The following is a 24501-nucleotide window of genomic DNA, read 5'->3' as shown; positions in this document are numbered from 1 at the left end:
GTGGTACGCATTACCTATGCCAGCGAACCGAGTCGCGATCGTCGGTGCGGCGCTGTCCGATTGTGGGCGGGTCCCTGACAAGACCGCCATGGCGCTGATGGCGCAGGCATCCCGCCGCGCCATCGCCGACGCTGGTCTGACGAAGGACGACATCGATGGGTTCGGCGGGCACGGAACGCTGCTACCCCCGATCGAAGTCAGCGAATACCTCGGGCTGCAGCCCGCATGGGTCGATGCCACGAATGTCGGTGGGTCCTCTTGGGAGGTCATGGCCGGACACGCCGCAGCGGCCATCGCCGCCGGTGAGATCGACGTCGCGCTGCTGACCTACGGATCGACCGCGCGCTCGGACGTCAAGCGGCGGACTCGCGGCTCGGCGGCGGCGATGGGCACGGGGGGCGCTATGCAGTATGAAGTCCCGTACGGCGCGACGTTGATCGCCAAGTACGCGATGGCGGCCCGACGCCACATGATCGAGTTCGGCACCACCGTCGAGCAGCTGGCCGAAGTCGCTGTGGCGGCCCATGAGTGGGCTGTCATGAACGACAACGCTTTCGAGCGTGATCGCATCACAGCGCATGACGTCGCCGCAGCACCGATGCTCGCTGACCCGTTCACCTCCAAGCACGTGTGTCTACGTACCGACGGCGGCGGCGCCGTCGTATTGGCCAGCGCACAAGTCGCTAAAGACTGCGCCAAGGAGCCGGTGTGGATTCTGGGTGCGGCCGATGCCACGTCGCATGTGAGCATGAGCGAGTGGGCCGACTTCACCACGTCGGCGGCTGCCATGTCCGGCCCGCGTGCTTTCGCTCGAGCCGGGGTGTCGCAGGCGGATATCGACGTGTGCCAGCTCTACGACTCGTTCACCTCGACCGTGCTCCTGACGGTGGAGGACTTGGGCTTCTGCGCCAAGGGCGACGGTGGACCATTCATCGAGTCGGGAGCGCTGCGTCCTGGAGGTGCGCTGCCGACCAACACCGACGGTGGTGGGCTGGCCGCCTGCCACCCGGGTATGCGCGGCATGTTTCTGCTGGTGGAGGCGGTGCGACAGCTACGAGAGGAATGTGGCACTCGCCAGGTCGCCGGTGCACGTCTGGCATGCGTACACGCGATGGGCGGCTTCTTCAGCCACAGCGCCACCGTGATCCTCGGGAGGCAGTGATGAGCTTTCCCGCTGGGCCCCACCGTCCTACCGTCGACACCGACAGTGAGGCGTGGTGGACCGCCGTTCAGGGCCACACGTTGATGGTCAACGCGTGCCGGGCGTGCGGACGAAACTCCTTGTATCCAAGGCCCTTCTGCCCATTCTGCTGGAGCGAGAACGTGGCTTTGGTGCCAGCGTCCGGCCGCGCCCGGCTCTACACCTGGAGCGAGATCCATCAGAACGCTGCGCCGTTCGACAGCCGCACGCCATATGTGGTGGCCATGGTGGATCTCGAAGAAGGTCCCCGGCTGATGACTGTCCTGGAGCACTGCTCACCCGACCAACTTCACGCCGACATGGAGTTGACGGTCGACTTCGTCGAAGACGACGACGGCTTCGTCGTCCCGACCTTCCGCCCGACCACAAGTATTGGAAAGGAACCCTGATGAACAAAGAAGACATGATCTTGGTCAGCGTCGACGACCACATCGTCGAGCCACCGGACATGTTCCGCAACCATCTGTCCAAGAAGTATCTGGACGAGGCGCCGCGACTGGTGCACAACCCCGACGGGTCGGATACCTGGCAATTCCGTGACGTGGTGATCCCCAACGTCGCGCTCAACGCTGTCGCGGGCCGTCCTAAGGAGGAATACGGTCTGGAACCGCAGGGCCTCGATGAGATCCGGCCGGGCTGTTATCAGGTCGACGAGCGCATCAAGGACATGAACGCAGGCGGCATCCTCGGTTCCATCTGCTTCCCGTCTTTCCCCGGCTTCGCTGGTCGCTTGTTCGTGACCGAGGATCCCGAGTTCAGTCTCGCGCTCGTTCAGGCCTACAACGACTGGCATGTCGAGGAATGGTGCGGCGCCTACCCCGCTCGGTTCATTCCGATGACGCTGCCCGTCATCTGGGATGCGGAGTTGTGCGCCAAGGAAATTCGCCGCAATGCCGAACGAGGGGTGCATGCCCTGACGTTCACCGAGAACCCCGCCGCGCTGGGTTATCCGAGCTTCCACGACGACTACTGGACGCCGCTGTGGGAAGCGCTAGTCGACACCGACACGGTGATGAACGTGCACATCGGGTCCTCGGGCAAGCTCGCCATCACGGCACCGGATGCGCCGATGGACGTGATGATCACCCTGCAGCCGATGAACATCGTGCAAGCCGCAGCGGATCTGTTGTGGTCCAAGCCTGTCAAAAAGTACCCAGACCTCAAGATCGCGCTGAGTGAGGGCGGCACCGGCTGGATCCCCTACTTCCTCGAACGTGCCGATCGCACCTACGAAATGCACGCCACCTGGACCGGTCAGGACTTCGGCAAGCAAAAACCGTCAGAGGTGTTCCGCGACCATTTCCTGACCTGCTTCATCTCCGACCACGTCGGCGTCAAACTGCGCAACGACGTTGGCATCGACAACATCTGCTGGGAAGCCGACTACCCCCACAGCGACTCCATGTGGCCCGGTGCGCCCGAACAACTGCACGACGTGCTCACCGAGCACGACGTGCCCGACGACGAAATCAACAAGATGACCTTCGAAAACGCCATGCGCTGGTACCACTGGGACCCGTTCGGTTCCCACATCAGCCGCGAGCAAGCCACGGTCGGCGCCCTGCGAAAGGCGGCCGAGGGCCACGACGTCTCGATAAAGGCCCTGTCCAAGCACGACCACGGCGGTGGGGCCGCCGATTGGCAGGCCCAGATGAGCAAGGCGACGAAGAACACGGCGGGCTGATCAGAGCCCGCAGCGTCACTGGCCGAGGCGGTCGGCGAGAACCCGCGACCGCCCGGTCGAGCGTTCATCGAGGGTGTTGCGTTGGACTTTGCCGTTGGCGTTGACCGGCAACGGCTCATCCCAGAACACAAGCTCTTCTGGAAACTTGTACTTCGGTAGACCCGCGGCCGCGAGGGCGTCGGCGACGTCGGCGATCGACAGCCGCACACCCTCGTCGACGACCACCGCCACCGCGAGCCGTTCGCCCGTGACCGCGTCAGCGACGGAATAGGCCGCGCATTCACGCACGCCGTCGATGCGCGTCACCGTCTCCTCCACTTCGGCGGTGGGGATCTTCAGCCCGTTGCGAATGACGATGTCCTTGATGCGTCCGACGATGCGCACCCGGCCGTTGTCGAGATCTGCCACATCGCCCGTGCGAAACCACTCACCGTCGAACGCCTGCGCGTCGTCGGCCGCGTCGGTATAGCCCAGAAAAGTGTGCGGACCGCGGACGCAGCACTCGGTGGCCTCGCTCGCCGATCCCACACGCACGTCGACGTCTGCGAGCGGCACGCCGTCGTCGTCGTGGCGCACGTCGCGCGGCTCGGTGCGCAGACCCGACGTGCTCACCGGCACCTCCGAAGAGCCGTAGGCGCGCATCACGGTGATGGCGAAGTCATCCTCGATGCGTTCGACTATCCGACGGTCCAACATCGTCCCGCCCAGATAGACCGCCGTCAGCGGAATCTCGAGGTTCCGCGCGACCGCCTCGTCGAGCACCCTGTCCAGCAACCGGTCGGGGCCGCCATACCAGGTGGCCCCCGATGACACCAGCAGCTCACACGTCGCCGCGGGATCCCAGCGGTCCTCGAGCACCACCGGTGCCGCGAGCAGAGGGCCGATGAACAGCCCCTGCAGGACTCCGGTCACCGATGCCAGCGGGCTGATCAGAAAGATGCGATCGTCGGCAGTCAATCCGGCTGCGGCGATGTAATTCTGCGACGCCTTGATCAACGTGCTGAGCGAGTGGACGACGCCCTTGGGCTTCGACGTGGTGCCGGACGTGTAGAGCACGAACGACGGGTCCATGGCCGCACGCAGGGGTCGGCACGCCGCGACTGCATCGGGCGGCTCCGCTCGGCCGAGGTCGATCCACGCACAGCTGCCCGCGAGTTCGGCGGTTTCCCGCCAGTTCGGCGCGACACCAAGACGCGCACCCGTGCGCGCCGCGATGTCGGCGACCTGTGCCACACCCGCGCTTCTGGGCACCAGCAGTACCACCGCATCGATACGTACCGCGGCGTGGATGACGACCACCGATTCGATGTCGTTTCCGACCACGACTACCAGCGGCATCGACGCCTCGACCCCGGCGTCCAACATCTTCCGGGCGGCCCGCTCCACATGACCGTCCAACTCCGCGTAGCTGATTTCACCTCGCCGGCTGACCAGCGCGAGTCGATCGGGATGCTGCGCCGCGGTCGTGCGGACCACGTCGACCGGCTGTGCGGACCACAACCCCGCCGCGGTGTAGCGGTCCCGCAACACCGCGGCGCGCTGTTGCGCGTGCTGCAGCAGTGCCGACGGCCCGATCATGGGCGCCCTCCAATGCAAATGCTTGTTCTCATTAAAAGTAAATGTAACCTCTCACCATGCCGTCAGATCAAAACTCTTCGCGCGAGCGCTCATCGATGACTTTCGACAATCAGGTAGCCATCGTCACCGGTGCGGGCGGCGGTCTCGGACGCTGCCATGCGCTGGAACTCGCCAGACGTGGGGCGCGTGTCGTCGTAAACGACCTCGGCAGCGCGGTCGACGGCACCGGTGCGTCCACGTCCGCCGCGCAAGCGGTTGTCGACGAGATCACCACGGCCGGTGGTACCGCGATCGCCAACGGCGACTCGGTCGCCACCGAGGAGGGCGGTGCCGCTATCGTCGCGTCGGCCATGGACGCGTTCGGCCAAGTCGACATCTTGGTGAACAACGCAGGCATCCTGCGCGATGCAGCATTCAAGAACATGACGGCCGAGCAGGTCGACGCCGTTATCGCAGTCCACCTGTCCGGCGCATTCCATGTGACCCGCGCGGTGTGGCCGGTGATGCGTGAGCAGAACTACGGCCGGATTGTTCAAACAACCTCGGGCACAGGTCTTTTCGGCAACTTCGGCCAGGCCAACTACGGTGCCGCGAAGATGGGACTGGTCGGCATGATGCACGTGCTCGCCATCGAGGGGGCGCGAAACGGAATCGCCATCAACGCCATCGCTCCGATTGCGCGCACCCGCATGACCGAGGACATCATGGGTGAGGCGGGTAAAACCATGGATCCCGAGCTGGTCACGCCAGTAGTCGTGTACCTGTCGCACCGCAGTTGCGACCGCACCGCACACATCTATTCCGTCGGCGCGGGCAAGGTGTCCAGGGTGTTCATCGGTGTCACCAAGGGCATCGAGGACACCTCGCTCACCGCCGAAGAAGTGGCGGAGTCGATCGACGACATCGACGACAGCGCGACGTTCACCATTCGCGGGGGCCCCACCAGGGGGTGACGTCAGAAACCCTGGAAGCGGGGCGTGCGTCGTTCGGCGAAGGACTGCAAGCCCTCCTGCAGGTCGACGGTGCGCGAAACCACCTCCTGAGCCCAGGCCTCCTGCTCGAAGGCCCTGTCGCGGCCGGATTCTGACGACACCGACAGCAGCCGCTTGGTCAGCGCCAGCATCACCGTCGGCCCTGCGGCGAGCCGACTCACCAACTCTTCGGCGACCCTGTCCGTGTCGTTCGGCGCCGCCACGCGGTTGACCACGCCGAGTCGCTCGCACGTGGCAGCGTCCACCGGGTCGCCCAACATCAGGAGTTCGGTCGCCTTGCGCAGACCCACGATTCTGGTCAACAGATGAATAGCGCCCGAGTCCGGGAGCACTCCCCGATGCACGAATGCCTCGACAAGCGTTGCCTCCGTGGACATGACCACCAGATCGCAAGCGAGAACCAGGCTCGATCCCGCACCAGCCGCCGTCCCTTTGACCGCGGCCACCACCGGCTTGTCGCAGCCAAGGATGGCGCCGACGAGTCGCTGCCAGCCCTGCTGGAGCATGCGGGCGATATCACCGGGACGCCGCTGCGGCATCGGCTGACTCCGGTCCGGCTTGGACGCCAGTCCCGCACCGGTGCAGAAGTGTTTCGAACCGGCAGCACCGAGTAGCACGGCACGAACCGCCGGATCGTCGTTAGCACGTTCGAACGCGGCGGTGAGAGCGTCACGTGCCAACGGAGACAACGAATTTCCGACGTCGGCTCGATCGATGACGATGCGCTGGACACCGTCGGATCCGACGGTGACAACGATGCCGGGCGCTTCTTCTGCCATCTCCACCATCCTGCGTTAACGGCGTTTCCGCTTTTCGGGTATCTTAATTTCCATGTCAGCAACGGGGCAGATTTCCGACGAGGGATTGGCCCGACTGCGGGCCACCGTCGGCATCGCCGTCCCGCACACGCAGCCGCCGCATTACTTCCGGCCGAACGAGGACACCTTCCGCCACGTCGCCGAAGCCTACGGCGACGCCAATCCGTTGTGGGCCGATCCGGAGTACGCGGCGAAGTCGGTGTGGGGCGAAGCAATCGCCCCACCCGCGCTGGTCGGCGGAGACACGCTGATCGGCGAGGACGAGGTCGCCACGCTCTCCGATGAAGACCGCGCCCTGACCAAGGGTGACCCCTTGCGCGGGGTTCATGCGTTCTATGCATCGTCAGCGCGTGAATGGTGGGCGCCGCTGCGCGCCAACCACCGGGTGTTTCGGCGCAACGCGCTGGTCGCCGCGCTCGACAAGAGCAGCGAATTCGCCGACCGCGCAGTTCACGAATGGTCGGCCCAGGTCTTCCGGGATGACGAGGGCACCATCCTCGGCGGGCAGTACCGCAACATGATCCGAACCGAGCGCAGCAAGGCGCGCGGGCGCAAGAAGTATGAAGACATCGAGCTGAAGACCTGGACGCCCGACGAGATCGCCGAAATAGACGAGAAATACGCCCGCGAATCACCCCGCGGAGCCGAACCGCGATGGTGGGAGGACGTCAACGAAGGTGACTCAATGGGCTCGTTGACCAAGGGACCGCTGACCGTGACAGACATGGTCTGCTGGCACGTCGGCATGGGGACCGGCATGTACGGCGTACGTCCGCTGAAGTTGGCGTGGCGCAACCGTCAGCGCATCCCGCGCTTCTACACCCCCAATGAGCACGGAGTACCCGATGTGCAGCAGCGCGTGCATTGGGAGCCGAACGCCGCCCGGAATGCGGGTAATCCCACCACCTTCGATTACGGGCGCATGCGCGAGACATGGCTGATACACCTGTGCACGGACTGGATGGGTGACGACGCCTGGTTGTGGAAGTTGGATTGTGAGTTCCGACTGTTCAACTACGTCGGTGATCTGCACACCGTCACCGGCACAGTCGTGCGCAAGTACCTCGCCGAGGGCGACCGTCCCGCTGTCGACGTCGATCTCGCAGCAACCAATCACCGCGGCCAAGTGACCGCACCGGGACACGCGACCATCCTGCTGCCCAGCAGGGACCGCGGCCCGGTCCGGCTGCCGGACCCGCCGGGCGGCGCGACGAACCTGACCGATCTGCTGACCGCCGTGTCTGCCCAATTCGCCGGACGCTGATCCGAATGAGCTACGCGAGCGTCCCCGGGCTTCGGGCCGAACGACAGGGTCCACTGCTGCGCCTCACCCTGGACCGTGCCGATCGCCGCAACGCCATCGACGACGTCATGCTCGACGCGATGATCGAACACCTCGCCGCGTCGGGAACAGACGAATCGGTGCGGGTCATTCGTATCGACGCCGACGGTCCGGACTTCTGCGCGGGTTCGGATCTGATCACGAACAACGCACGCTCGGAGCGCAAGCCGCGAGTCGGCAGCACGCAGCGCCGGCTGCCGAACAAAGCCAACAGGCTGATCCCGTTGATGCTCGAAACCCAGGTGCCCATCGTCGCGGTGGTGCGCGGCTGGGCAGCCGGGTTGGGGTTCCACATCGCGCTGGCAGCCGACTTCTGCATCGCAGCCGACGACGCCAGGTTCTGGGAACCCTTCATGGCCCGTGGCTTCACCCCGGACAGCGGCGCGGCCTGGCTGCTGCCGCGCGTGATCGGGATGGTGCGCACCCGGCGACTACTGATGCTCGGCGAGGAAATCAGCGGAGCTGCGGCGGCCGATTGGGGCATCATTCACAGCTCGTGCCCTTCCGACCAATTACCCTCCGTCGCAGACGAACTCGTCGGGCAACTGGGCGATGCACCCACGGTGGCCCTCGGACTCACCAAGTGGCTGCTGCAGAGTGGTAACGGACTCGACCTCGACCGACACTTGCAGAACGAGGCGATGGCGCTCGAACTATCCAGCCGCAGTGACGATTTCAAAGAAGGCCTGGCAGCCTTCCGCGACAAGCGAGATGCGAAGTTCCAGGGTCGATGACGCTGGTATCGATCACCGCAGGCACCACGGCCGATGACGCCGTGGCGATCGTGGAGCAATGGGTCGCGACAGAGGTACCCGCCGCATGGAGAACGGCCGCCACACAGGGACCGGCCGCTCTGCGGGCGGTCCGTAGTCATGCCGATTACCGGCAGTGGTATCCGACGTTCGCGGCCTCGGGACTGGTGGCACCGACATGGCTTCCCGAGCACGGTGGACTGGGCATCACCAACGAGGTCGCCCGCGCCGTCGAAACCGTTCTCTCCCCGCTACGCCTGACCAGGCTGAATCCATTGGGGCTCAACAACGCTGCCGCGGCGCTCTTCAGTCACGGAACCGAGGAACAGCGGGTGCGGTTTCTGCCGCCGATCGTCCGCAACGAGGAGAAGTGGTGCCAGCTCTTCAGCGAGCCCGGCGCAGGGTCCGATCTCGCGTCGCTGGCGACCCGCGCCGTGCGCGATGGTGATGATTGGGTGATCACCGGGCAGAAGGTGTGGACCACGTGGGCCGGCGAGGCGGACTTCGCAATCCTGCTCGCCCGCACCGATCCAGAACAGCCCAAACACCAGGGCATCACCTACTTCCTTCTCGATATGCATCAGCCGGGCGTCGAGGTTCGGCCCTTGCGCCAAATCACTGGTGAGTCGGAGTTCAACGAGGTGTTCCTCGACGGTGCCCGGGTGCCGGATGGACACCGGGTCGGGGAGATCAACGACGGCTGGCGAGTCAGCGCGTCGACGTTGTCCAGTGAGCGGCAGATGGTGTCGGGGTCGGGCTCCGGGGGCATGGGCCGCCTGGGCGGCTCGAGCACCGAACGCCTGATCGCGCTCGCCCGCGAAACCGGCCGGTGGGACGACCCGGTCGTCCGCGGCAAGGTCATGCGGCTGTGGGCACAGGAACAGATCCGCGGTTGGACCAACGCCCGTGTGCGCAAGGCACTCTCGGCCGGCCAGTCCCCCGGAGCAGCGTCCTCGATCGGCAAGGTGCATCAGGCCACCCTCAATCAACAGATCCAGGACCTCATGGTCGATCTGCTCGGGACCGCCGCCGTCGCATGGCCGGCGACCGACAATCCGGACGCTCTCCCGCGCGAAGTACAGGGCATGATGCGCAGCCTCGCAAACGGCACCGAGGGTGGCACGACCGATATCAACAAGAACATCCTCGGCGAACGGGTGCTTGGACTGCCGAAGGAGCCCGATCCTTGGAAAGGCAAGCCCTGGAAGGAAATCCCCCGCTCGTGAGTCACTATGAGCGGATCGTTGTCGACGTATCCGACGGCATTGGTTGGCTGATCCTGAATCGGCCCGACGCCGGCAATGCGTTCGATGCCCTCATGCTCGACGAATTGGAAGCCGCCTGGACTGAGCTGGACGCCGATCCCGACGTGCGTGTGATCATCAACGCCGCCAACGGTAAGGCGTTCTGCACGGGAATGGACGTGGTGCAGGTAGCGCGGGACAAAGACGCCATGCGCAAGCACTCGCGTCGCACCCGTGACGCCACACTGAAGATCTCGTCGTGGCATTGCGAGGTCTGGAAGCCAGTGATTGCAGCGGTCAACGGAGTATGCGCAGGCGGCGGTCTCCATCTGATCGCCGACGCCGACATCGTGATCACAAGCGATCAAGCGACGTTCGTCGATCCGCACGTATCCGTGGGCCAAGCTGTGGCCTACGAGGCGATCACCCTGCTGCGCAAGTCCCCGATGGAGGCGATCACCCGAATGGCGTTGTGCGGCAAAGGTGAGCGGATCACGGCGCAGCGGGCATACGAACTCGGGATCGTGTCAGAGGTGGTGGCGGCCGAACAGCTGCGCACCGTTGCAGAGCAACTGGCGGCCGCGATCGCCGGCAACTCACCCACCGCGATGCGGGCAACGAAGAAGGCGTTGTGGCGCTCATTGGAAGTCGGGCTGACACAAGCCAAAAGCGAGGCCGGCGAGGAGATCTGGCGATTGCGCAATCATCCCGATCATGCCGAGGGAGTTCGCGCGTGGCGCGACAAGCGCCAGGCGAACTGGTGCCCGTTGGAACACGTGGAGGCCCCGTGAGCTATCAGAGGTTGATCGTCGAACGCCGCGGACCCGTGGGTTGGATCATCAACAATCGCCCCGACCGGCTGAACGCCTATGACGCTCTGATGCGAGAGGAGTTCCCCAGGGCCTGGGCCGAACTGGACGCCGACCCAGAGGTCCGGGTGATCGTGCACACCGGCAACGGTCGCGCTTTCCAGGTGGGAGCCGACGTCGAGGAACTCGACGGTGACGCGGTGCTCCAGTTCCAGGAGACGATGCGCACCCTGGACCTCAAGTTGACAGGCTGGCACTGCGATGTCGGAAAGCCGATCATCACCGCGGTGAACGGCGTTTGTGCCGGTGGCGGTCTGCACTGGGTCGCGGACGCGGACATCGTCATCGCGTCGTCGGACGCCAGCTTCGTCGACCCGCACGTCTCGATCGGCCAGGTCAGCGCGCTGGAGACCATCGCGCTGATGCGCAAGGTGCCCGCCGAGGCCGTGCTGCGAATGGCACTCGTCGGTAGCCATGAACGCCTCAGCGCCCAGCGCGCCTATCAACTCGGCATGATCAGCCAGATCGTCGATCCTCCCGAGAGGCTCCGTGATGTCGCGCAGGAACTCGGCGAGAAGATAGCCAGAAATTCGCCCGCGGCGATGCGCGCGACCAAGCGTGCGCTGTGGGGAGCGCTCGAACATGGGCTCACCGACGCCTGCCGCGAGGGCGCCAAGCACCTGACGTCGATGTGGGGCCATCCCGACCAGAACGAGGGGCCTCTTGCGTTCGCCGACAAACGGCTTCCCAATTGGGCTCCGCTGGAGGCGGATTCATGAGTCTCGTCGAGCTGCTCGACGACCTGCCCGACGTCGCCGTGTACACACTCGGTTCTGAAGTGTCGTGTGACGGGCTACGAGCCAGCGCCGAACGACTGCGGGAGCTGCTCACCGAGACCGGTGTGGAAGCCGGCAACGTGGTCGCCGCCATGTTGCCCAACGACGCCACGACGATCGCCGGGCTGTTCGGAACGTGGCGCGCGGGTGGTGTCTACACGCCGCTCAATCCCAGGGCTGCAGACGCCGAAGTCGCAGCGCAGTTGAGTATCCTGCGCCCTGTCGCCATCATCACGACCCCTGATCTCGCGCATCGATTCTCGACGTTCCGACTGCCCGTAGCCACCGGACACGATCTGGCGTGGTCGCTGAATACCTCGTCCTGGCGGGCCCCCGATCCGCGGCACTATGACGATGCCGATGTCGCTCTGCTCCAATTCACCTCCGGTACCACCGGACCACCGAAGCCGGTGCCGCTGCGCCACACGACCGTCTTGGATTTGATCGACCGGCTGCTCACCAAGCTGCGCGGCGCGAAGACAGCCACAGACAAAGCCGGCCGGCCGCCGATGCCGAACCTCGTCCCGTTGTCCCTGTCGCTCTGGGCTGGCATCTACCAGGTGCTGTTCGCCTTCCGCGCAGGCGCAGGGGTCGTGCTGATGGACCGGTTCTCGCCTGCGGATTTCGCCGCCCTGGTGAAGCGACATCAGTTGCGTTCCACGGTATTACCGCCAGCGGCGTTGACGATGGTCCTGCATGACGACTCGGTGACCGACCTGTCGCCGCTGAAGATCGTGCGGTCGATCACCGCTCCCCTGTCGCCAGTTCAGGCAGGCAGATTCAGGGACAAGTTCGGCGTGATCGTCCTCAATTCGTACGGCCAGACCGAACTCGGTGGCGAGGTCGTCGGATGGTCGGCCGCGGACGCGCGTGAGTGGGGCGAGACGAAGCTCGGCTCGGTAGGACGGCCGCTATCCGGAATCGACGTCATGATCGCCGACGACGAGGTCATGGTTCGCACGCCGACCACAGCGGCCCGCAAGATCGACCCGGCATTCCTGGACAGGCTGACCGACGACGGCTGGTTCCACACCGGCGACCTCGGCTGGTTCGATGACGACGGCTTCTTGTGGCTCGACGGCCGGGTGTCGGACATGATCAACCGAGGCGGGCTGAAGGTGTTCCCCGGCACGGTCGAGGATGTGCTTGTCGCGGCCGACGGTGTGCGCGAGGCCGCAGTGGTGGGCGTGCCGGACGAGAGGCTGGGCGAAGTGCCGTGGGCATTCGTCGTGTGCATCGACGATTCGGTGTCCGAAGGCGGCTTGATGGCGTGGTGCCGTGAACGCTTGACCCCGTACCGGGTCCCCGCGCGAATCGTGTTCGTCGACGAACTTCCCCGCAACGACGTCGGCAAGGTGGTCAAACGGGACCTCGTCCCCGCTGACATCTGAACGTTCTCGGACTGCCTCCGGGTCAATTCACCACTAGCACGCATTCCGGGATCGATCACGTCGCGTCCATGGCGCACGGTTGACCGGCTGATTGAGAACGATCCCTCTCGATATAGGATAACGTCATTATCAAAGGCCACAATGTTCGAGGGAGCTTTCGATGGGTGGAACACCTCAGTTCGAGGTATGGGATGCCGACAACCACATGTACGAGACCATCGACGCCTATACGCGGTATCTACCGGAGAAGTACTCGGAGGCGCTGAAGTTCATCGAGGTAAACGGCCGTAAAAAGCTCCAGATCCTAGGCACGGTCACTGAATGCATCCCGAATCCGACCTACGAGGTCATCCCCACGCCGGGTGCTTGGTCCGATTACTTTCGGGGCGTCAATCCGGAGGGCAAGACGTTGCGTGAGCTCGCCGAGCCCATCCGTTGTCCCGACGAGTTTCGGCGTCCGGACCTTCGCCTGGCGTTGATGGACCGCCAGGGCGTCGACGGCGCGGTGATGTTCCCGACCACCGCGGGCATGCTGGAGGAACGAACCAAGTGCGACACCGAGCTGACCCACGCCGTCACGCACGCGTTCAACCGGTGGCTGCTGGACGATTGGACATTCAACTACCAGAACCGGATCTTCCCCGTTCCAGCGATCTCACTCAACGACCCCGCCCTCGGCGTCAAAGAACTCGAGTGGTGCCTGGAGAACGGCGCCAGGACAGTGTTGATCCGGCCGGCGCCGGTGCCGCGGGAGGACGGCACGTCGCGGTCACCGGCGCTACCGGAGTTCGACGACTTCTGGCGGTTGGTCGAATCGTCAGGCATTTCAGTGCAGATGCATAACTCGGACTCCGGCTACGAGCGTTACGTCGACGACTGGGAGGAAGCCTCGGAGTTCAACGGATTCGCGCTGAGCAAGCTGCGGGGCTTCATCTACGAGGAGAGCCGCAACATCTTCGACACGCTCGCGGCGTTCATCGCCCACAGCGTCTTCGAGCGGTTCCCCGGCGTGCGCATCGGCGTGGTGGAGAACGGCGGCTCGTGGGCGCACCGCCTGATCGACGTATTCGATCGGGTGTACCGCAAGAAGCCAGGAGATTTCAGCGAGCACCCCGCCGACACCTTCCGCAGGCACATCTGGGTCAACCCGTTCCACGAGGAAGACATGTCGCACCTCGTCGAGATCCTTGGCGCCGATCGGGTGATGTTCGGTTCGGACTTCCCGCACCCGGAAGGACTCGCCGAGCCCGCCGAGTTCGTCAAGGAACTCGCGAATCTGCCAGCCGATACCACTGCCCGGGTGATGGGCCGAAATCTCAAGGAGCTCATCGGCATCTGACGAACAAGGGGGACGGTATGACCATCGATCGCGTGGCTTTACACAAGAGGCTCGCCCACGCCAAGTGGGAGGCATACTCGAAGGTCACGGAGACGAACTTCGTCACCTACGGCGACGAGTGGATCTACGCACCCGACGCCGTAATGATGTGCCCCCTGTTCAACGGTGGCGTTGCGCAGCCGATGGCTGACCTCTTTTCAGACGAGCTGGCAGCGGCTATCGCCAAACACGCCCCAGATGGTGACATGCTCACCCCCGAGTTTCGTATGTGGTGGAAGCACATGCCGGACTTTCGAATCGTCGCGCCGTTCGAATGCGATGTCTTCGACTGGGGCTTCGTGGCCCGCGACACCTACGCGGGAACGCTCGCCGACGGGACGGTGCTGGAATTGCGCGAGTGGGACTACATCTGGACCAACGAGGACGGGCACATCAGTCGATGGGACTGGTTCGTGGACTCTCGTCAGTGGTACCCGTTCCTGGCGCTCATCGGCCTGGATCCCGCCGAACTCACCTTCCAGGGTTACACCATCAACTTCCTGCGTGAAGGTGGCGTCCGAAGCTGACTCGTGGCAGCCCGCGCTCGACGCCGGTGGCGTAGAAGGTTGAATTGCCTCGCGCCGCTTGAGCATCCATGTCGAACTGCGGTGGCACAATGACAACGCAGTCGGGCGCGAGAGCCAGCACCGCGTCGAGATTGTCGGTTGCCACAACACCGACATCCGTGACACCACACAGGCGACCCGCATCCACTCCCGACTTCTCAGGCCTCGCCACCTTGACCCTGACGAGCTCCAATGTGGGATCGGCGATGATCGCCCGGAGTGCCTCCTTTCCGGTCAGAACCGGTGCCCACGTGCAAAATCGATACATTCGAGAGTTCTCAACTGCTGCGATTCCGAGTCGAGATGTCCGCCTTTCCTGTCGTTTCACACTGTCCGCGGCGTAAGGTTAAACGTCTCGTACCAATGGTGAGAACGATTGTTCTCCACTGGGCGGCACCCAGAACACCAAGAACGTTGCAACGTTCTGTTGGCGTGAGTCTCAGCTGCCGACGCCACCCTCGCGCAAGAAGTTGACCGTGTACTGCTGGCTCGTCAAACCCTTCGGATCGAGCCCGACGAGTCCCAGCAACTGTTCCCACTTGTCGGAATCGACGAACCAATCCCAGCGGGTCACTTTGCCGTCCTCGTTGACCCAGATGTAGTCCCACTCGCGCAATTCCAGCACTGTCCCGTCGGCGAGCGTTCCCGCGTAGGTGTCGCAGGACGAGAAGCCCCAGTCGCCGGCAACACATTCGAACGGACTGACGAGGCGATAGTCCGGCATGTGCTTCCACCACATTCGCCATTCCGCGGTGAGCATGTCTCCGTCGGGCGCGTACTTGGCCATCGCCGTCGCCACCTCGTCGGAGAACATCTCGGCTGCCGACTGGGGGGCGCCATCGTTGAAGTGGGGGCTCATCATCACGTAATCGGTTGCAAAGACGAACTTCTCACCAAAGTTCACGTGGCGGCCGCGGTCAATGGGCTTCGCATAACCCTCCCATTTCTGGAAAGCAATCTCTTCGTTCAAGGCCACGCGATCGCTGCTCATGTCTTCCTCTCCACTAGCCCAGCTCGGCGAATGTTTTCAGGTACGGCCACGCGATCGCCGGGGGTATTCCTCCGCACAGCGGATTGATGTTGAACACCTCGCCTGCGGCAAGGCGTTTTCGTGCTTCGTCGACTGACAGGATCACGTGAGACGTTGATTCGTACCGCAACTCGTCGACAGTCTTGGCGGTGGTGATATTCGCCGATACGGTGTTGTCGGGATTCCATTGCGAGTAGGCCATCGCGTCGTGCAGCAGGTACTGGCCGATCTCGTCCCACGCCGCGTCGACATCCTCGGTGACAAAGCAATTGGTAGCCGCGTCCTTCTCGGGTATCAGCATGAAACCCGGTTCGAAACCGTTGTCCCGGCATGCACTTTCGTACGCCTCCCGCATTCCGGGAACACCCCCATTGGCGAGCAGCCCAAGACCGTTGCGGCCTGCGCGACGTGCGGCAGCGAGGCTGGCACCGCCCCAACTCATCATGGGACCTTCGGGGGTTCGGGGCTGCGGGGTCACCTTCATCCGCCGGCCGGCGTGAATGACCTCTTCTCCCGCGAGGAGGCGCCGAAGCAGCCCAAGTTTCTCGTCTGCCAGCCGCCCGCGATCGGATAGCGACAGTCCAAAGTGGTCGTATTCTTCCTGGCGGTAACCGATCCCGAATACATAGGTCGCCCGGCCGGCACTGATGTGATCCAGGACTGACATGTCCTCTGCCAAGCGCGCGACGTCGTAGAACGGAAGGAGGATCACCAAGTTCAGGATCAACTGCTCGGTACGCGCGGCGATCGCCGCGCCGAGCAGCAGCGGCGACGGGAGATAACCGTCGTCAGCGCAGTGATGCTCGCACAAGACGGCAGCAACGCACCCGCGGGTCTCCGCCCACGCAGACATCTCGCTGGCCGCCGCGTACAGCTCGGTCGGGGATGCACCGATCGACGGTGCCCGCATGTCGAAGCGAAGGGTGAACATCTCGGTGTCTAACTTCCCTGGCGGTCGTCGGAACCCATGACTTCGGTGGACATCTGCATGATCAGTCGGACCACCTCGTTGCGTGACATGGACTTGAAGAGCTCGAAGGCCATCCGAATGTCGTCGCCGGTGGCGATTGTCGGTCCGTTACCGAGGTTGGCGAACGCCTCGTCGACGACGCTTGCTGCGGTGACCGCGCCCTCGGGGACCTCGTCGATAGACGCCAGCCGTCCGCGCTCGAACTCCAACTTGCGCAACGCCGGGGTGTCTGTCATACCGAGGACCAGTCCAAGCACATCAACACCCTTGTCGTGCAACTCCACCCACAAACCTTCGGTGAACACCATGTCGAACGCTTTGGTTCCACCGTAAGCCACCATGTTTCGGCCACCGGCCAGCGCGGCCCCCGATGTGAAGTTCACGATGCCGCCTCTCCTCCGCTCGACCATCTGGCCTGCGAAGTGGTGACACAACCGCATCAATACCAGGCAATTGCGTTGCAGTAGGTCTTCCGCTGCGGACACCGGATTGGCAAGGAAAGGCTGGTAATACGGATCACCGCCGGCGCAGTACACGAGCATGCCTATCTCGAGGTCGTCGGTCGCGTCGATGACTCTTTGCGAAGCGTCACGGTCGGTGAGGTCGACGGCAACTATCCGCGTCTCGGCATTGGTGCGCTCGCGAATGCCCTGAGCGACCTCGTCGAGCAAATGCTGGCGACGAGCGACGAGCATGACATTCACACCCTCGCTCGCGAGGCGCTCGGCGAACAGAGCGCCGACACCGTCGGATGCGCCGACCAACAGCGCCCACGGCCCATACTTCTCAGCGATGTCGGTCATGGCGCCGGAACCGCGATGACCGGACTGAGGTGTAGGCGCGACGAGCGATACGCCAACCGTCCGACGTGCGGACAGCGCAGTCGTCGTAGAACCCGACGGGATTCGCACCTGATCCGTCCTTGAGCAGGATCAGAGCATCAACGTACGTACGCATTGTCGCGGTGTCGCCATCGATGTCGATCACCTGATTGGTCATCCGGTGAAGCGTGTGGGCCGCCATGACGTGGGCCGCCTCCATGAACGCCGCCACCTCGGTGCCGCCCGTCCACTGACCGACCTCGCCGTAGTCCACCTGCGCGTCGTCAGTGAATACTTCGGTCAGAAGCGAGTATTGGTGACCATCGATCGCGGTTGCGTAGCGGTGCGTCAACTCGACGAGGTTCTCGCGGTCAGTCATCACGAGTCTCCGTTCGGGTGCACCACGATGCGCGGTGGTCCATCTGATCTGCGCGCCTGCTCTATTGCGTCGGGAACCTCGTCGAGACCGATGATTCTGCCGACGCTGGGCATCGGGTCGAGACGGCCTTCGACAACCGCATCCAAAACGCCATACCAGTCCTCCGGCATCGGGCCACCGCCGAACCGCAGGGTCAACCCTTGACGCGTGGCTTCGGTGATGTCCAAGGTGTCCCCGGTGTACCAGCCGCCGGCGCAGTAGATGCGGGTGTAGAAGTCCGCTTCCTTGACGAGGTCGTTGATCAGGCCGGGCGCACCGACGCATTCGAACACGACCGCCGTTCCGGCCAGCTTGTGGTCGGCGCGCACTTCACGGAAGGTCTCGAACACGGATCGGCCAGCCGGGTCATGCAGCACGTGCGCGCCAAAGCCAGAGCGCGCGAGGTCACGGCGGTCAGCCTGGTAGTCGGAGACGATGATCGGCTCGATCCCGCGCGCTGACAGCGCAGCGACCGCAGACAGACCGATCGCGCCCGCCCCGATGACAATCGGTATCTCACCCGGTTGAATTGCGGCAACGCGGACGTAGTACTCGCCGACCGCGAACGCGTCGACCACGGCAATGGCATCGCTCGAGATGGATCCGTCGACGACCTTCGCTGTCGCCTCGGGTACCACCAGTAGTTCACCGAAACTGCCTTGAGCATCCGGATGTTGACCGATGATGCGCAGACCGCCCGCACCGCCGTCGACCAAGCGGATCGGCATCGACGTCACCCGCGAGCCGATCGGGAACGCGTCACTGCAGCCAGGTCCGTGTCCGATGACCTCCCCAACGAACTCGTGTCCCATGACAATGTCGCGGTCGGCGTCGTAGAGCGACCGGCCGGTCGGGTCGTCGATAGCGAGCTCGGGATGGTCCATGAAATGCACGTCGGAGGCGCAGATCGCGGTGCTGAGCGTCTTCAACAGTAGATCACCCTGTCCCGGAACGGGATCCGCGGTTTCGCGAACCACCAGCTGGCCATCTCGCAGCACCACAGCGCGCAACCGAATCCCCGACTTTCTCTATTATCCGAGATATAGTTTTCGAACTACTGAATGACGGTAGAAGGCCCGTATGCGAGGAGTCAAGGATGCGCGGGGCGAATTCGGCACCGACGGAGCGTGTGCTCGACATCGTCGAGTTGCTCAGCAGAACAGGCAATCGCGAAATGCGGTTCTCCGACGTGGTGCGGGAACTCGACCTGTCCCAAGGCACCGCACACGCGATCCTCAAGACGCTGTCCGATCGCGGATGGGTCACGCGAGATCCCGTAGCCAAGACGTTCGCGCTGGGACCGACGCTGACCCTGGTGGCGTCCCGACTCGATGCGGCCCGACCGATGGCTCACTTGGCACGCGACGCGGCCCGACGACTTGCCGAGACCACCGCGATGCCGGCTTCTGTCATCGAGCGCATCGGTGACGAACTGCTGATCACAGCCTTCGAAAGACCCGCAGACGCATCAGTCACGCCGCTACCGAACGAACGCATCCCCTATGCGCCACCCTTCGGCGTCGGGTTCGCGGCTTGGGACACGCCCAGCGAGCGGCAGGCATGGGTGCGGCGCGGGGCTGCGGGCGATTCTGCATTGAGTGAACGGCTCGCCACCGTTCTCGATCGAACGCGGGAGCGTGGTTACGACGTCGACTGGATGACGCCGACGCTCGCGCAGGCCGCGCATGCGATCGGAACTCTGTCCGGCGACAGCCTTCCGCAGAACCTGCGCTCCATCATCGACCGGTTGCGCGTCGAGTTCACCTCGGCGGGATTGATTCCCGACGACAACACCCGCGGCGCGCATCCGGTGGCCACCATCTCCGCGCCCGTGTTGGACGACGACGGCCGCATTCAGCTCGTTCTCGCCGTACATCCGGTGCAGCCCATGACAACTCGTGAGGTGCAGATCGCCGCGAAGCCCTTGCTTCGCGAGATCGCCCGGCTCAGCCACCGCTGAACCGCAGATCGCACAGACACCCGGTAACGGTCGACCCTGGGCGAACCCGTTCCACGAGGAGGACATGTCGCACCTCGTCGACATCCTCGGCTCCGATCGAGTGCCGTTCGGCTAGCCGCCCGGCCCGTTGGGCCACTTGAGTAACGAGCCCCCATCGACCCTGATCTGTTGTCCGGTGATGTAGCGGCTCTCGTCGCTGGCGAGGAATACGGCGAGGTTGGCCATGTCCTCCGGCTCTATATAGGGAATCGGCATGGCCTGGAACAACGTGAACAGCGGTTCGGCCTCTTCACGGGTGGCCTGCTTGCCCTGCTGCGTGAGGTCAGGGCGGAACATGCTGTACATGCCGTCGTTCTGCAACAGATGGGTGTTGCAATTCGTCGGATGGATGGCGTTGACCCGAATCAGCCGATCCGCCAAGGCCAATGACATCTCCTCGACATACTCGATGATCACCCGCTTGCTCCAGCCGTAGCCACGGCCGCCGGGACCCATATTCGGATTGTCGGTGGTGCCCCGGATCATCCCGGCCGTCGAACCCGTGATGATCACCGACGAGCCATTGGCGAGATGCGGGACGGTGACGGCAACGGTGTTCATCACACCGAGCAGGTCGACGTCGCTCGCGTCCACGAACGACATCGCATCGTGCGGCCTGCCCATCGCCATGGGCAGGATGCCGGCGTTGGCGACGACAACGTCGATCTTGCCCAAATCGGCAAGGCCCGCATCGACCGCTTCGCGCAACTCGTGACGCTCCCGCACATCAGCGATCTTCGCGAGCACGCGACGGCCCACCTCCTTGACCGACCGCTCCGTTTCGGAGAGATCGTCCGGCGTTGCCAACGGATACGGATTCGACGGGATGTCACGGCAGATGTCGACGGCGATGATGTCGGCGCCTTCCCTGGCCATGGCGATCGCGTGAGCACGGCCCTGGCCACGCGCCGCACCGGTGATGAAGGCGACCTTGCCTTCCAATCGTCCGGTCATGCAACTCTCCTTTTCTCAGACACCGAATCGAGCTCTCAACTCGTTTTTCAAGACCTTGCCGGTCAGGTTCCGCGGCAGCGCCGTCACCACTTCCAACCGCTCTGGTGATTTGTGACGGCTCAAGCCCTGTGCCCGGCAGTGCTTTGCCAAATCCGACAGCGTGACCGTTGTGCCCGCCTCGGCGACGACGACGGCGCAAACCCGTTCCCCGGTAACTGGATCCGGAACGCCGATGACCGCGACGTCGGCCACCGCGGGGTGGCTGGCCAACGCGCCCTCGATCTCCAGCGCTGAGATGTTCTCGGCATTGCGGATGATGGCGTCTTTGAGCCGACCCGTGATGATGATGTTGCGATTGCAGTCCACCAGTCCGCGATCACCGGTGCGAAACCAGCCATCGGCGTCGAAGGTGCCGGCGTCCAGCGAACTGTCGACGTAGCCGAGGAAGCATTGCGGTCCCTTGAGCCGCAGCTCGCCTTCCTCGCCAGGCTTCACCTCGCGCTCGTCCTCACCGACGACTCGCACCGATACCCCCGGCACGGGTGGACCAACGGTCCGATCGAGAAGTTCGACAGGAGCCTCGGGAGTCTGGGAGGTAGCGACAGGAAACTCCGTGAGACCCCACGAGTTGGCCACCCCGTTCACCGGAAATGTCTGGCGCACTTGACGTCCCAACTCAGCGGTGATGGGCGCCCCGCCCCCGACGCAGCCGCGTAGGTCCGGATAGAGCGGTTCGGTTCCGTGTGCACGTTGCGCCGCCATGAAAGCGACGAAGAAGGGGGTCGCGGTGCCCAGCAGTGTCGGGCGGTGCCTTGCGATGGCCTGGGGCGTCGTCGCGGGGTCGAACGAGTCGAAGAGAACCAGCCGCATTCCGGTGCGCAAGCTCGCCGCCAACATCGCGGCTCCGCCGATGTGCGATACGGGGAACGGGATCGGGTTGACGTCTCTGCTCGATGCGCCGACGATGCCGACCACTCCCTCGGACCCGGCGATCACCGATCGATCACAGTGACGAGCACCTTTGGGCGCCGCGGTCGTGCCCGACGAGAAGTAGATCCAGCGGCAGTCGTCGTCTGAGGACGGTGGTGACGGCAACTGGGCGGGGTCGCCCGTCGGCACGCGCAGTCCGTCCGAGATTGGCATCTCGTGATCGATCACCACGACCGACATCGGTCGCTCTGCCGCGAGACGTTGCGCGAGCGCGGTGTGGTCGAACCCTCGCCAACACCCAGGAACTATCAATGCTTCGGTGCCCAGCTGGGTTGTCACGAATCGGACTTCGCTTTCGCGCCAAATCGGCAGGATCGGGTTCTGCACGGCGCCCAATCGGGCGAGCGCCACCATCACCACCATGGTCTCCAGCGTCGTCGGCAGCTGCCAGGACACCATGGAACCGTCGCCGACTCCGCGCTCATACAACGCCGCTGCAGTGCTTGACGCGCAATCGCGCAGCTGTGAATTCGTCAAGGTTCGACCGAAGTCGTCGGTGAGCACGACACGCTCGGGATACGTACGCGCCGCCGCTTCGACCAGGTGCCAATAAGTTTCGGCCATCAGCGACTCGGCAGCAGCAGCCGGCGCTTGGCCAAGATGTTCCGCATCATTTCATTGCTTCCCCCGGACACCGTGTACGCACGGGACCACAACCAGCATTCACGCAGACGCCGTTTGGCCTCTTGCACTGCCGAATCGGCGGCCACCGTGCACACCATCGCGGCGAGGTCGGCGCCATATGCCGAAACCCTGTGGTACGTCTCGGCGAAGCTCAACTTGGCGATCGACCCGTCACCGGGTTGCTCGGTGCCGACGATGAGTCGTTCGACATGATCGTCGATGAAGGCCTTGGCCACTTCGACTTCGACGGCCAACTCGGTCACGGTCTGCATGATGTCCTCATGTTCGAACGCCGGTCTCCCGTCGAGAGTGGCGTTGCCCGCGACCATCACCAGATCATCGATCAGCAGCTCGAGTAGGACGACGTTTCCGCCGATGCCAAACCGTTCGAAATCCAAGCCCGCCATGATGATCGACCAGCCTTGGCCGGTCTCACCGATCAGGCTGCTGGCCGGCACCGTGACGCCGTCGAGGAACACTTCGTTGACCTCGATCGCTTCATTGATCGTCCGGATCGGACGCACCTCCACGCCGGAAGCGGAGAGGGGCACAGTGAACACGGAAAGGCCGTGATGGCGGGACGAAGTGGGATCGGTGCGGATCAGGGCGAGGCCCATGTCGGCCCAATGCCCGTCGGTGATCCACGTCTTCTGACCGCTCAGCACCCAGCTGCCGCCGCTCTGCTGCACGCCCCGGCTGCGGACCGCGGCGATATCGCTACCCGCGTCGGGCTCGCTCAGCAGCTGACACCACACATGCTCGCTGCGCCGCATCGACGGCAGCAGTGCAGCCTTCTGTTCGTCAGATCCGAAGTGCAGCAGCACATGTGCTGCAAGGTTGACCTGGTCGACGGGCCGAGGGGCACGGGCCCGCAGGACCTCCTCACTGACAATCCGGTCATGCAACGGATGGTGATCAGCACGCCCGCCGTACTCGACGGGCCAGTCGGCTCCGACGAAGCCCGCGTCGAACAGCGTCGCAAACCAGCGGCGCAGTTGCGCCTCCTGCTCGGCGTTCTCCGGAGCCCGCCACCCTTCCCGTGCCTCGAACGGCGGCGCATGTTCGACGATATGCGCCCTGACGCGGCGCCTGAAGTCGGCCAGCTGCGCTTCGGTGGGCCGGGCGCCCAGGGCGCTCACCAGCCGGACCTCTGCGCGATGAGCGCACGGCTCGAGCGGGCGGTGCCGAGCAGATATCCGTTCGTGAACACCCGGCGCAGGTCGTGGTGCAGGGGGTACTCCCAGGTGAATCCGATGCCGCCCGACAACTGCATGCACTCGTCGACGGCCGCGGCGGCTTTCGCGCACACGAATGCGTGTGCAGTGCTCGACAACGTGATCGCGGACGTGTCCCCGGACGCCAGAGCGCGGGCGGCCTTCAGGATGATCGCACGGGCCTTGGTCTCGAAAACCAGAAGATCGACCAGCCGGTGTTGCACCGCTTGGAAACTCGCGATCGGCGCACCGAAGGCGATGCGCTCCCTGAGGTAGGCGACCAATCGTTCGAACGTGGCCGCCATAGCTCCCAGCGAGTCCGCACTGAGCAGGACCCTGGCCACCGCGAGCAACTCATCTGCGCGTTCCGGCCCACCGATCAGCACGCTGTCGGCGCCGGAGATCTCGACACGCCACGCCGGTCGGTGGACATCCAACAGCTCGCCGTCCGGACTCCTCGGCATTGTGTCGGACACTTCGAACAGATGAATTCCTTTGTTCCCCAATGTGATCAAGATGTCTATCGCGTCACCTTGCGTCACCCGGACGGTGTCCCCGGCCAGCGCGCACCCCGCCGATGCCGTCCCATCGAGCATCGCGGGCAACCACCGGTCGCGCAGCTCCCCCGGGGCCGACGTCAACGCCGCGGCGGACAGGACACAACCGAACCACGCCGACGAGTTCTGCGCGCGGCCTAATTCTTCGGCGATGACAGCCGTCTCCACCGGACGCCATCCGCTGCCGCCGAGCCTTTCCTCGACAAGCAGTCCCGTCCAATCCATGGCCGCGAGCTCTTTCAAGGAGTCCTGGGCCAGGCGTCCGGTCAGAAAATCGCGGGCCGCTTCCCGCAACAGATCGAGGTCGACATCACCCTCGTCCGCATCACCCAT

24 protein-coding genes are annotated in these 24501 nt (G+C 64.3%); 13 read left to right on the top strand and 11 right to left on the bottom strand.

What is annotated here, in order from left to right; all coding sequences use genetic code 11:
• The first annotated feature begins 16 nt into the window (after positions 1-16).
• Genes J3E61_RS26170 through J3E61_RS26160 form a run of 3 tightly spaced genes read left to right on the top strand, consistent with a single transcriptional unit; the run spans position 17 to position 2885 of the window.
• Positions 17-1162: an acetyl-CoA acetyltransferase gene (locus J3E61_RS26170; RefSeq protein ID WP_210085852.1), complete on the top strand. Its 1146-nt coding sequence runs from the start codon at positions 17-19 to the stop codon at positions 1160-1162.
• On the top strand, positions 1162-1590 hold the full coding sequence (locus J3E61_RS26165; protein WP_210085851.1) for an OB-fold domain-containing protein: 429 nt from the start codon (positions 1162-1164) through the stop codon (positions 1588-1590). The genes J3E61_RS26170 and J3E61_RS26165 overlap by 1 nt, the downstream gene beginning before the upstream one ends.
• Complete coding sequence (locus tag J3E61_RS26160) at positions 1590-2885, top strand: amidohydrolase (RefSeq protein ID WP_210085850.1); 1296 nt, start codon at positions 1590-1592, stop codon at positions 2883-2885. Before J3E61_RS26165 ends, J3E61_RS26160 begins: the two co-directional genes overlap by 1 nt.
• A 15-nt stretch (positions 2886-2900) precedes the next feature.
• Here the strand turns inward: J3E61_RS26160 and J3E61_RS26155 are convergent, their stop codons facing one another.
• A complete protein-coding gene (locus tag J3E61_RS26155) occupies positions 2901-4412 on the bottom strand; it encodes an AMP-binding protein (protein WP_210086703.1) in 1512 nt (503 codons plus the stop codon).
• Positions 4413-4558: 146 nt separating this feature from the next.
• Here J3E61_RS26155 and J3E61_RS26150 point away from each other — a divergent pair, with 146 nt between their 5' ends.
• Positions 4559-5416 (top strand): SDR family NAD(P)-dependent oxidoreductase, encoded by an 858-nt coding sequence (locus tag J3E61_RS26150; RefSeq protein WP_210086702.1) that lies wholly within the window; start codon positions 4559-4561, stop codon positions 5414-5416.
• A 2-nt stretch (positions 5417-5418) separates the two neighbouring features.
• Here the strand turns inward: J3E61_RS26150 and J3E61_RS26145 are convergent, their stop codons facing one another.
• On the bottom strand, positions 5419-6243 hold the full coding sequence (locus J3E61_RS26145; protein WP_210085849.1) for an enoyl-CoA hydratase/isomerase family protein: 825 nt from the start codon (positions 6241-6243) through the stop codon (positions 5419-5421).
• Between the two features lie 43 nt (positions 6244-6286).
• Here J3E61_RS26145 and J3E61_RS26140 point away from each other — a divergent pair, with 43 nt between their 5' ends.
• The 8 genes from J3E61_RS26140 to J3E61_RS26105 all read left to right on the top strand — a co-directional run bounded on the left by J3E61_RS26140 (position 6287) and on the right by J3E61_RS26105 (position 14552).
• Positions 6287-7537, top strand: a complete 1251-nt coding sequence (locus J3E61_RS26140; protein ID WP_210085848.1) for a hypothetical protein — start codon at positions 6287-6289, stop codon at positions 7535-7537.
• 5 nt (positions 7538-7542) lie between these two features.
• Entirely contained in the window at positions 7543-8349 is an 807-nt protein-coding gene (locus J3E61_RS26135; protein ID WP_210085847.1) for an enoyl-CoA hydratase/isomerase family protein, read from the top strand.
• Positions 8346-9593: an acyl-CoA dehydrogenase family protein gene (locus J3E61_RS26130; RefSeq protein WP_210085846.1), complete on the top strand. Its 1248-nt coding sequence runs from the start codon at positions 8346-8348 to the stop codon at positions 9591-9593. Before J3E61_RS26135 ends, J3E61_RS26130 begins: the two co-directional genes overlap by 4 nt.
• The gene (locus J3E61_RS26125) at positions 9590-10402 is read left to right on the top strand and encodes an enoyl-CoA hydratase/isomerase family protein (protein ID WP_210085845.1); all 813 of its coding nucleotides are present in this window, start codon (positions 9590-9592) and stop codon (positions 10400-10402) included. Before J3E61_RS26130 ends, J3E61_RS26125 begins: the two co-directional genes overlap by 4 nt.
• Complete coding sequence (locus J3E61_RS26120; RefSeq protein ID WP_210085844.1) at positions 10399-11199, top strand: enoyl-CoA hydratase/isomerase family protein; 801 nt, start codon at positions 10399-10401, stop codon at positions 11197-11199. The genes J3E61_RS26125 and J3E61_RS26120 overlap by 4 nt, the downstream gene beginning before the upstream one ends.
• Positions 11196-12647 (top strand): AMP-binding protein, encoded by a 1452-nt coding sequence (locus tag J3E61_RS26115; protein ID WP_210085843.1) that lies wholly within the window; start codon positions 11196-11198, stop codon positions 12645-12647. Before J3E61_RS26120 ends, J3E61_RS26115 begins: the two co-directional genes overlap by 4 nt.
• A 160-nt stretch (positions 12648-12807) precedes the next feature.
• Positions 12808-13986 carry an amidohydrolase family protein gene (locus J3E61_RS26110; RefSeq protein ID WP_210085842.1) on the top strand — a complete coding sequence of 393 codons (1179 nt, stop codon included), beginning with the start codon at positions 12808-12810 and terminating at the stop codon, positions 13984-13986.
• A gap of 17 nt (positions 13987-14003) precedes the next feature.
• Positions 14004-14552 (top strand): hypothetical protein, encoded by a 549-nt coding sequence (locus tag J3E61_RS26105; protein ID WP_210085841.1) that lies wholly within the window; start codon positions 14004-14006, stop codon positions 14550-14552.
• A gap of 478 nt (positions 14553-15030) precedes the next feature.
• Here the strand turns inward: J3E61_RS26105 and J3E61_RS26100 are convergent, their stop codons facing one another.
• From J3E61_RS26100 to J3E61_RS26080, 5 genes are read right to left on the bottom strand one after another with little or no spacing between them, the layout of a single operon-like run.
• The gene (locus J3E61_RS26100; protein WP_210085840.1) at positions 15031-15582 is read right to left on the bottom strand and encodes a hypothetical protein; all 552 of its coding nucleotides are present in this window, start codon (positions 15580-15582) and stop codon (positions 15031-15033) included.
• A 13-nt stretch (positions 15583-15595) separates the two neighbouring features.
• Positions 15596-16552: an LLM class flavin-dependent oxidoreductase gene (locus tag J3E61_RS26095; RefSeq protein WP_210085839.1), complete on the bottom strand. Its 957-nt coding sequence runs from the start codon at positions 16550-16552 to the stop codon at positions 15596-15598.
• A gap of 8 nt (positions 16553-16560) precedes the next feature.
• The gene (locus J3E61_RS26090) at positions 16561-17394 is read right to left on the bottom strand and encodes an SDR family NAD(P)-dependent oxidoreductase (RefSeq protein WP_210085838.1); all 834 of its coding nucleotides are present in this window, start codon (positions 17392-17394) and stop codon (positions 16561-16563) included.
• The gene (locus J3E61_RS26085; RefSeq protein WP_210085837.1) at positions 17378-17791 is read right to left on the bottom strand and encodes a nuclear transport factor 2 family protein; all 414 of its coding nucleotides are present in this window, start codon (positions 17789-17791) and stop codon (positions 17378-17380) included. The genes J3E61_RS26090 and J3E61_RS26085 overlap by 17 nt, the downstream gene beginning before the upstream one ends.
• Positions 17791-18831 carry a zinc-binding dehydrogenase gene (locus tag J3E61_RS26080; RefSeq protein WP_210085836.1) on the bottom strand — a complete coding sequence of 347 codons (1041 nt, stop codon included), beginning with the start codon at positions 18829-18831 and terminating at the stop codon, positions 17791-17793. Before J3E61_RS26080 ends, J3E61_RS26085 begins: the two co-directional genes overlap by 1 nt.
• Positions 18832-18926: 95 nt before the next feature.
• Between J3E61_RS26080 and J3E61_RS26075 the strand changes: the two genes are divergently transcribed.
• Positions 18927-19790 carry a helix-turn-helix domain-containing protein gene (locus tag J3E61_RS26075; RefSeq protein WP_210085835.1) on the top strand — a complete coding sequence of 288 codons (864 nt, stop codon included), beginning with the start codon at positions 18927-18929 and terminating at the stop codon, positions 19788-19790.
• 111 nt (positions 19791-19901) lie between these two features.
• Here J3E61_RS26075 and J3E61_RS26070 read toward each other — a convergent pair whose 3' ends face one another.
• Genes J3E61_RS26070 through J3E61_RS26055 form a run of 4 tightly spaced genes read right to left on the bottom strand, consistent with a single transcriptional unit; the run spans position 19902 to position 24501 of the window.
• Positions 19902-20783 (bottom strand): mycofactocin-coupled SDR family oxidoreductase, encoded by an 882-nt coding sequence (locus tag J3E61_RS26070; protein WP_210085834.1) that lies wholly within the window; start codon positions 20781-20783, stop codon positions 19902-19904.
• A 15-nt stretch (positions 20784-20798) separates the two neighbouring features.
• Positions 20799-22337 carry an acyl--CoA ligase gene (locus J3E61_RS26065; RefSeq protein ID WP_210085833.1) on the bottom strand — a complete coding sequence of 513 codons (1539 nt, stop codon included), beginning with the start codon at positions 22335-22337 and terminating at the stop codon, positions 20799-20801.
• Positions 22337-23536, bottom strand: coding sequence for an acyl-CoA dehydrogenase family protein (locus tag J3E61_RS26060; RefSeq protein WP_210085832.1), 1200 nt, complete (start codon positions 23534-23536; stop codon positions 22337-22339). Before J3E61_RS26060 ends, J3E61_RS26065 begins: the two co-directional genes overlap by 1 nt.
• Entirely contained in the window at positions 23533-24501 is a 969-nt protein-coding gene (locus tag J3E61_RS26055; protein WP_210085831.1) for an acyl-CoA/acyl-ACP dehydrogenase, read from the bottom strand. Before J3E61_RS26055 ends, J3E61_RS26060 begins: the two co-directional genes overlap by 4 nt.

The organism is Mycobacterium sp. OAE908 (assembly GCF_017872775.1).
Taxonomy (GTDB): Bacteria; Actinomycetota; Actinomycetes; order Mycobacteriales; family Mycobacteriaceae; genus Mycobacterium.
The sequence above is the reverse complement of the archived record's forward strand: the minus strand, read 5'-3'. Positions and strand labels throughout refer to the sequence as shown.

What these genes read in the sequence shown, in the direction of transcription:
- J3E61_RS26170 (WP_210085852.1), top strand. Translation starts at nt 17, where the DNA reads ATGCCAGCGAACCGAGTCGCGATCGTCGGTGCGGCGCTGTCCGATTGT.
- J3E61_RS26165 (WP_210085851.1), top strand. Translation starts at nt 1,162, where the DNA reads ATGAGCTTTCCCGCTGGGCCCCACCGTCCTACCGTCGACACCGACAGT.
- J3E61_RS26160 (WP_210085850.1), top strand. Translation starts at nt 1,590, where the DNA reads ATGAACAAAGAAGACATGATCTTGGTCAGCGTCGACGACCACATCGTC.
- J3E61_RS26150 (WP_210086702.1), top strand. Translation starts at nt 4,559, where the DNA reads ATGACTTTCGACAATCAGGTAGCCATCGTCACCGGTGCGGGCGGCGGT.
- J3E61_RS26145 (WP_210085849.1), bottom strand. Translation starts at nt 6,243, where the DNA reads ATGGTGGAGATGGCAGAAGAAGCGCCCGGCATCGTTGTCACCGTCGGA.
- J3E61_RS26140 (WP_210085848.1), top strand. Translation starts at nt 6,287, where the DNA reads ATGTCAGCAACGGGGCAGATTTCCGACGAGGGATTGGCCCGACTGCGG.
- J3E61_RS26135 (WP_210085847.1), top strand. Translation starts at nt 7,543, where the DNA reads ATGAGCTACGCGAGCGTCCCCGGGCTTCGGGCCGAACGACAGGGTCCA.
- J3E61_RS26130 (WP_210085846.1), top strand. Translation starts at nt 8,346, where the DNA reads ATGACGCTGGTATCGATCACCGCAGGCACCACGGCCGATGACGCCGTG.
- J3E61_RS26115 (WP_210085843.1), top strand. Translation starts at nt 11,196, where the DNA reads ATGAGTCTCGTCGAGCTGCTCGACGACCTGCCCGACGTCGCCGTGTAC.
- J3E61_RS26110 (WP_210085842.1), top strand. Translation starts at nt 12,808, where the DNA reads ATGGGTGGAACACCTCAGTTCGAGGTATGGGATGCCGACAACCACATG.
- J3E61_RS26105 (WP_210085841.1), top strand. Translation starts at nt 14,004, where the DNA reads ATGACCATCGATCGCGTGGCTTTACACAAGAGGCTCGCCCACGCCAAG.
- J3E61_RS26100 (WP_210085840.1), bottom strand. Translation starts at nt 15,582, where the DNA reads ATGAGCAGCGATCGCGTGGCCTTGAACGAAGAGATTGCTTTCCAGAAA.
- J3E61_RS26095 (WP_210085839.1), bottom strand. Translation starts at nt 16,552, where the DNA reads ATGTTCACCCTTCGCTTCGACATGCGGGCACCGTCGATCGGTGCATCC.
- J3E61_RS26090 (WP_210085838.1), bottom strand. Translation starts at nt 17,394, where the DNA reads ATGACCGACATCGCTGAGAAGTATGGGCCGTGGGCGCTGTTGGTCGGC.
- J3E61_RS26085 (WP_210085837.1), bottom strand. Translation starts at nt 17,791, where the DNA reads ATGACTGACCGCGAGAACCTCGTCGAGTTGACGCACCGCTACGCAACC.
- J3E61_RS26075 (WP_210085835.1), top strand. Translation starts at nt 18,927, where the DNA reads ATGCGCGGGGCGAATTCGGCACCGACGGAGCGTGTGCTCGACATCGTC.
- J3E61_RS26070 (WP_210085834.1), bottom strand. Translation starts at nt 20,783, where the DNA reads ATGACCGGACGATTGGAAGGCAAGGTCGCCTTCATCACCGGTGCGGCG.
- J3E61_RS26065 (WP_210085833.1), bottom strand. Translation starts at nt 22,337, where the DNA reads ATGGCCGAAACTTATTGGCACCTGGTCGAAGCGGCGGCGCGTACGTAT.
- J3E61_RS26055 (WP_210085831.1), bottom strand. Translation starts at nt 24,501, where the DNA reads ATGGGTGATGCGGACGAGGGTGATGTCGACCTCGATCTGTTGCGGGAA.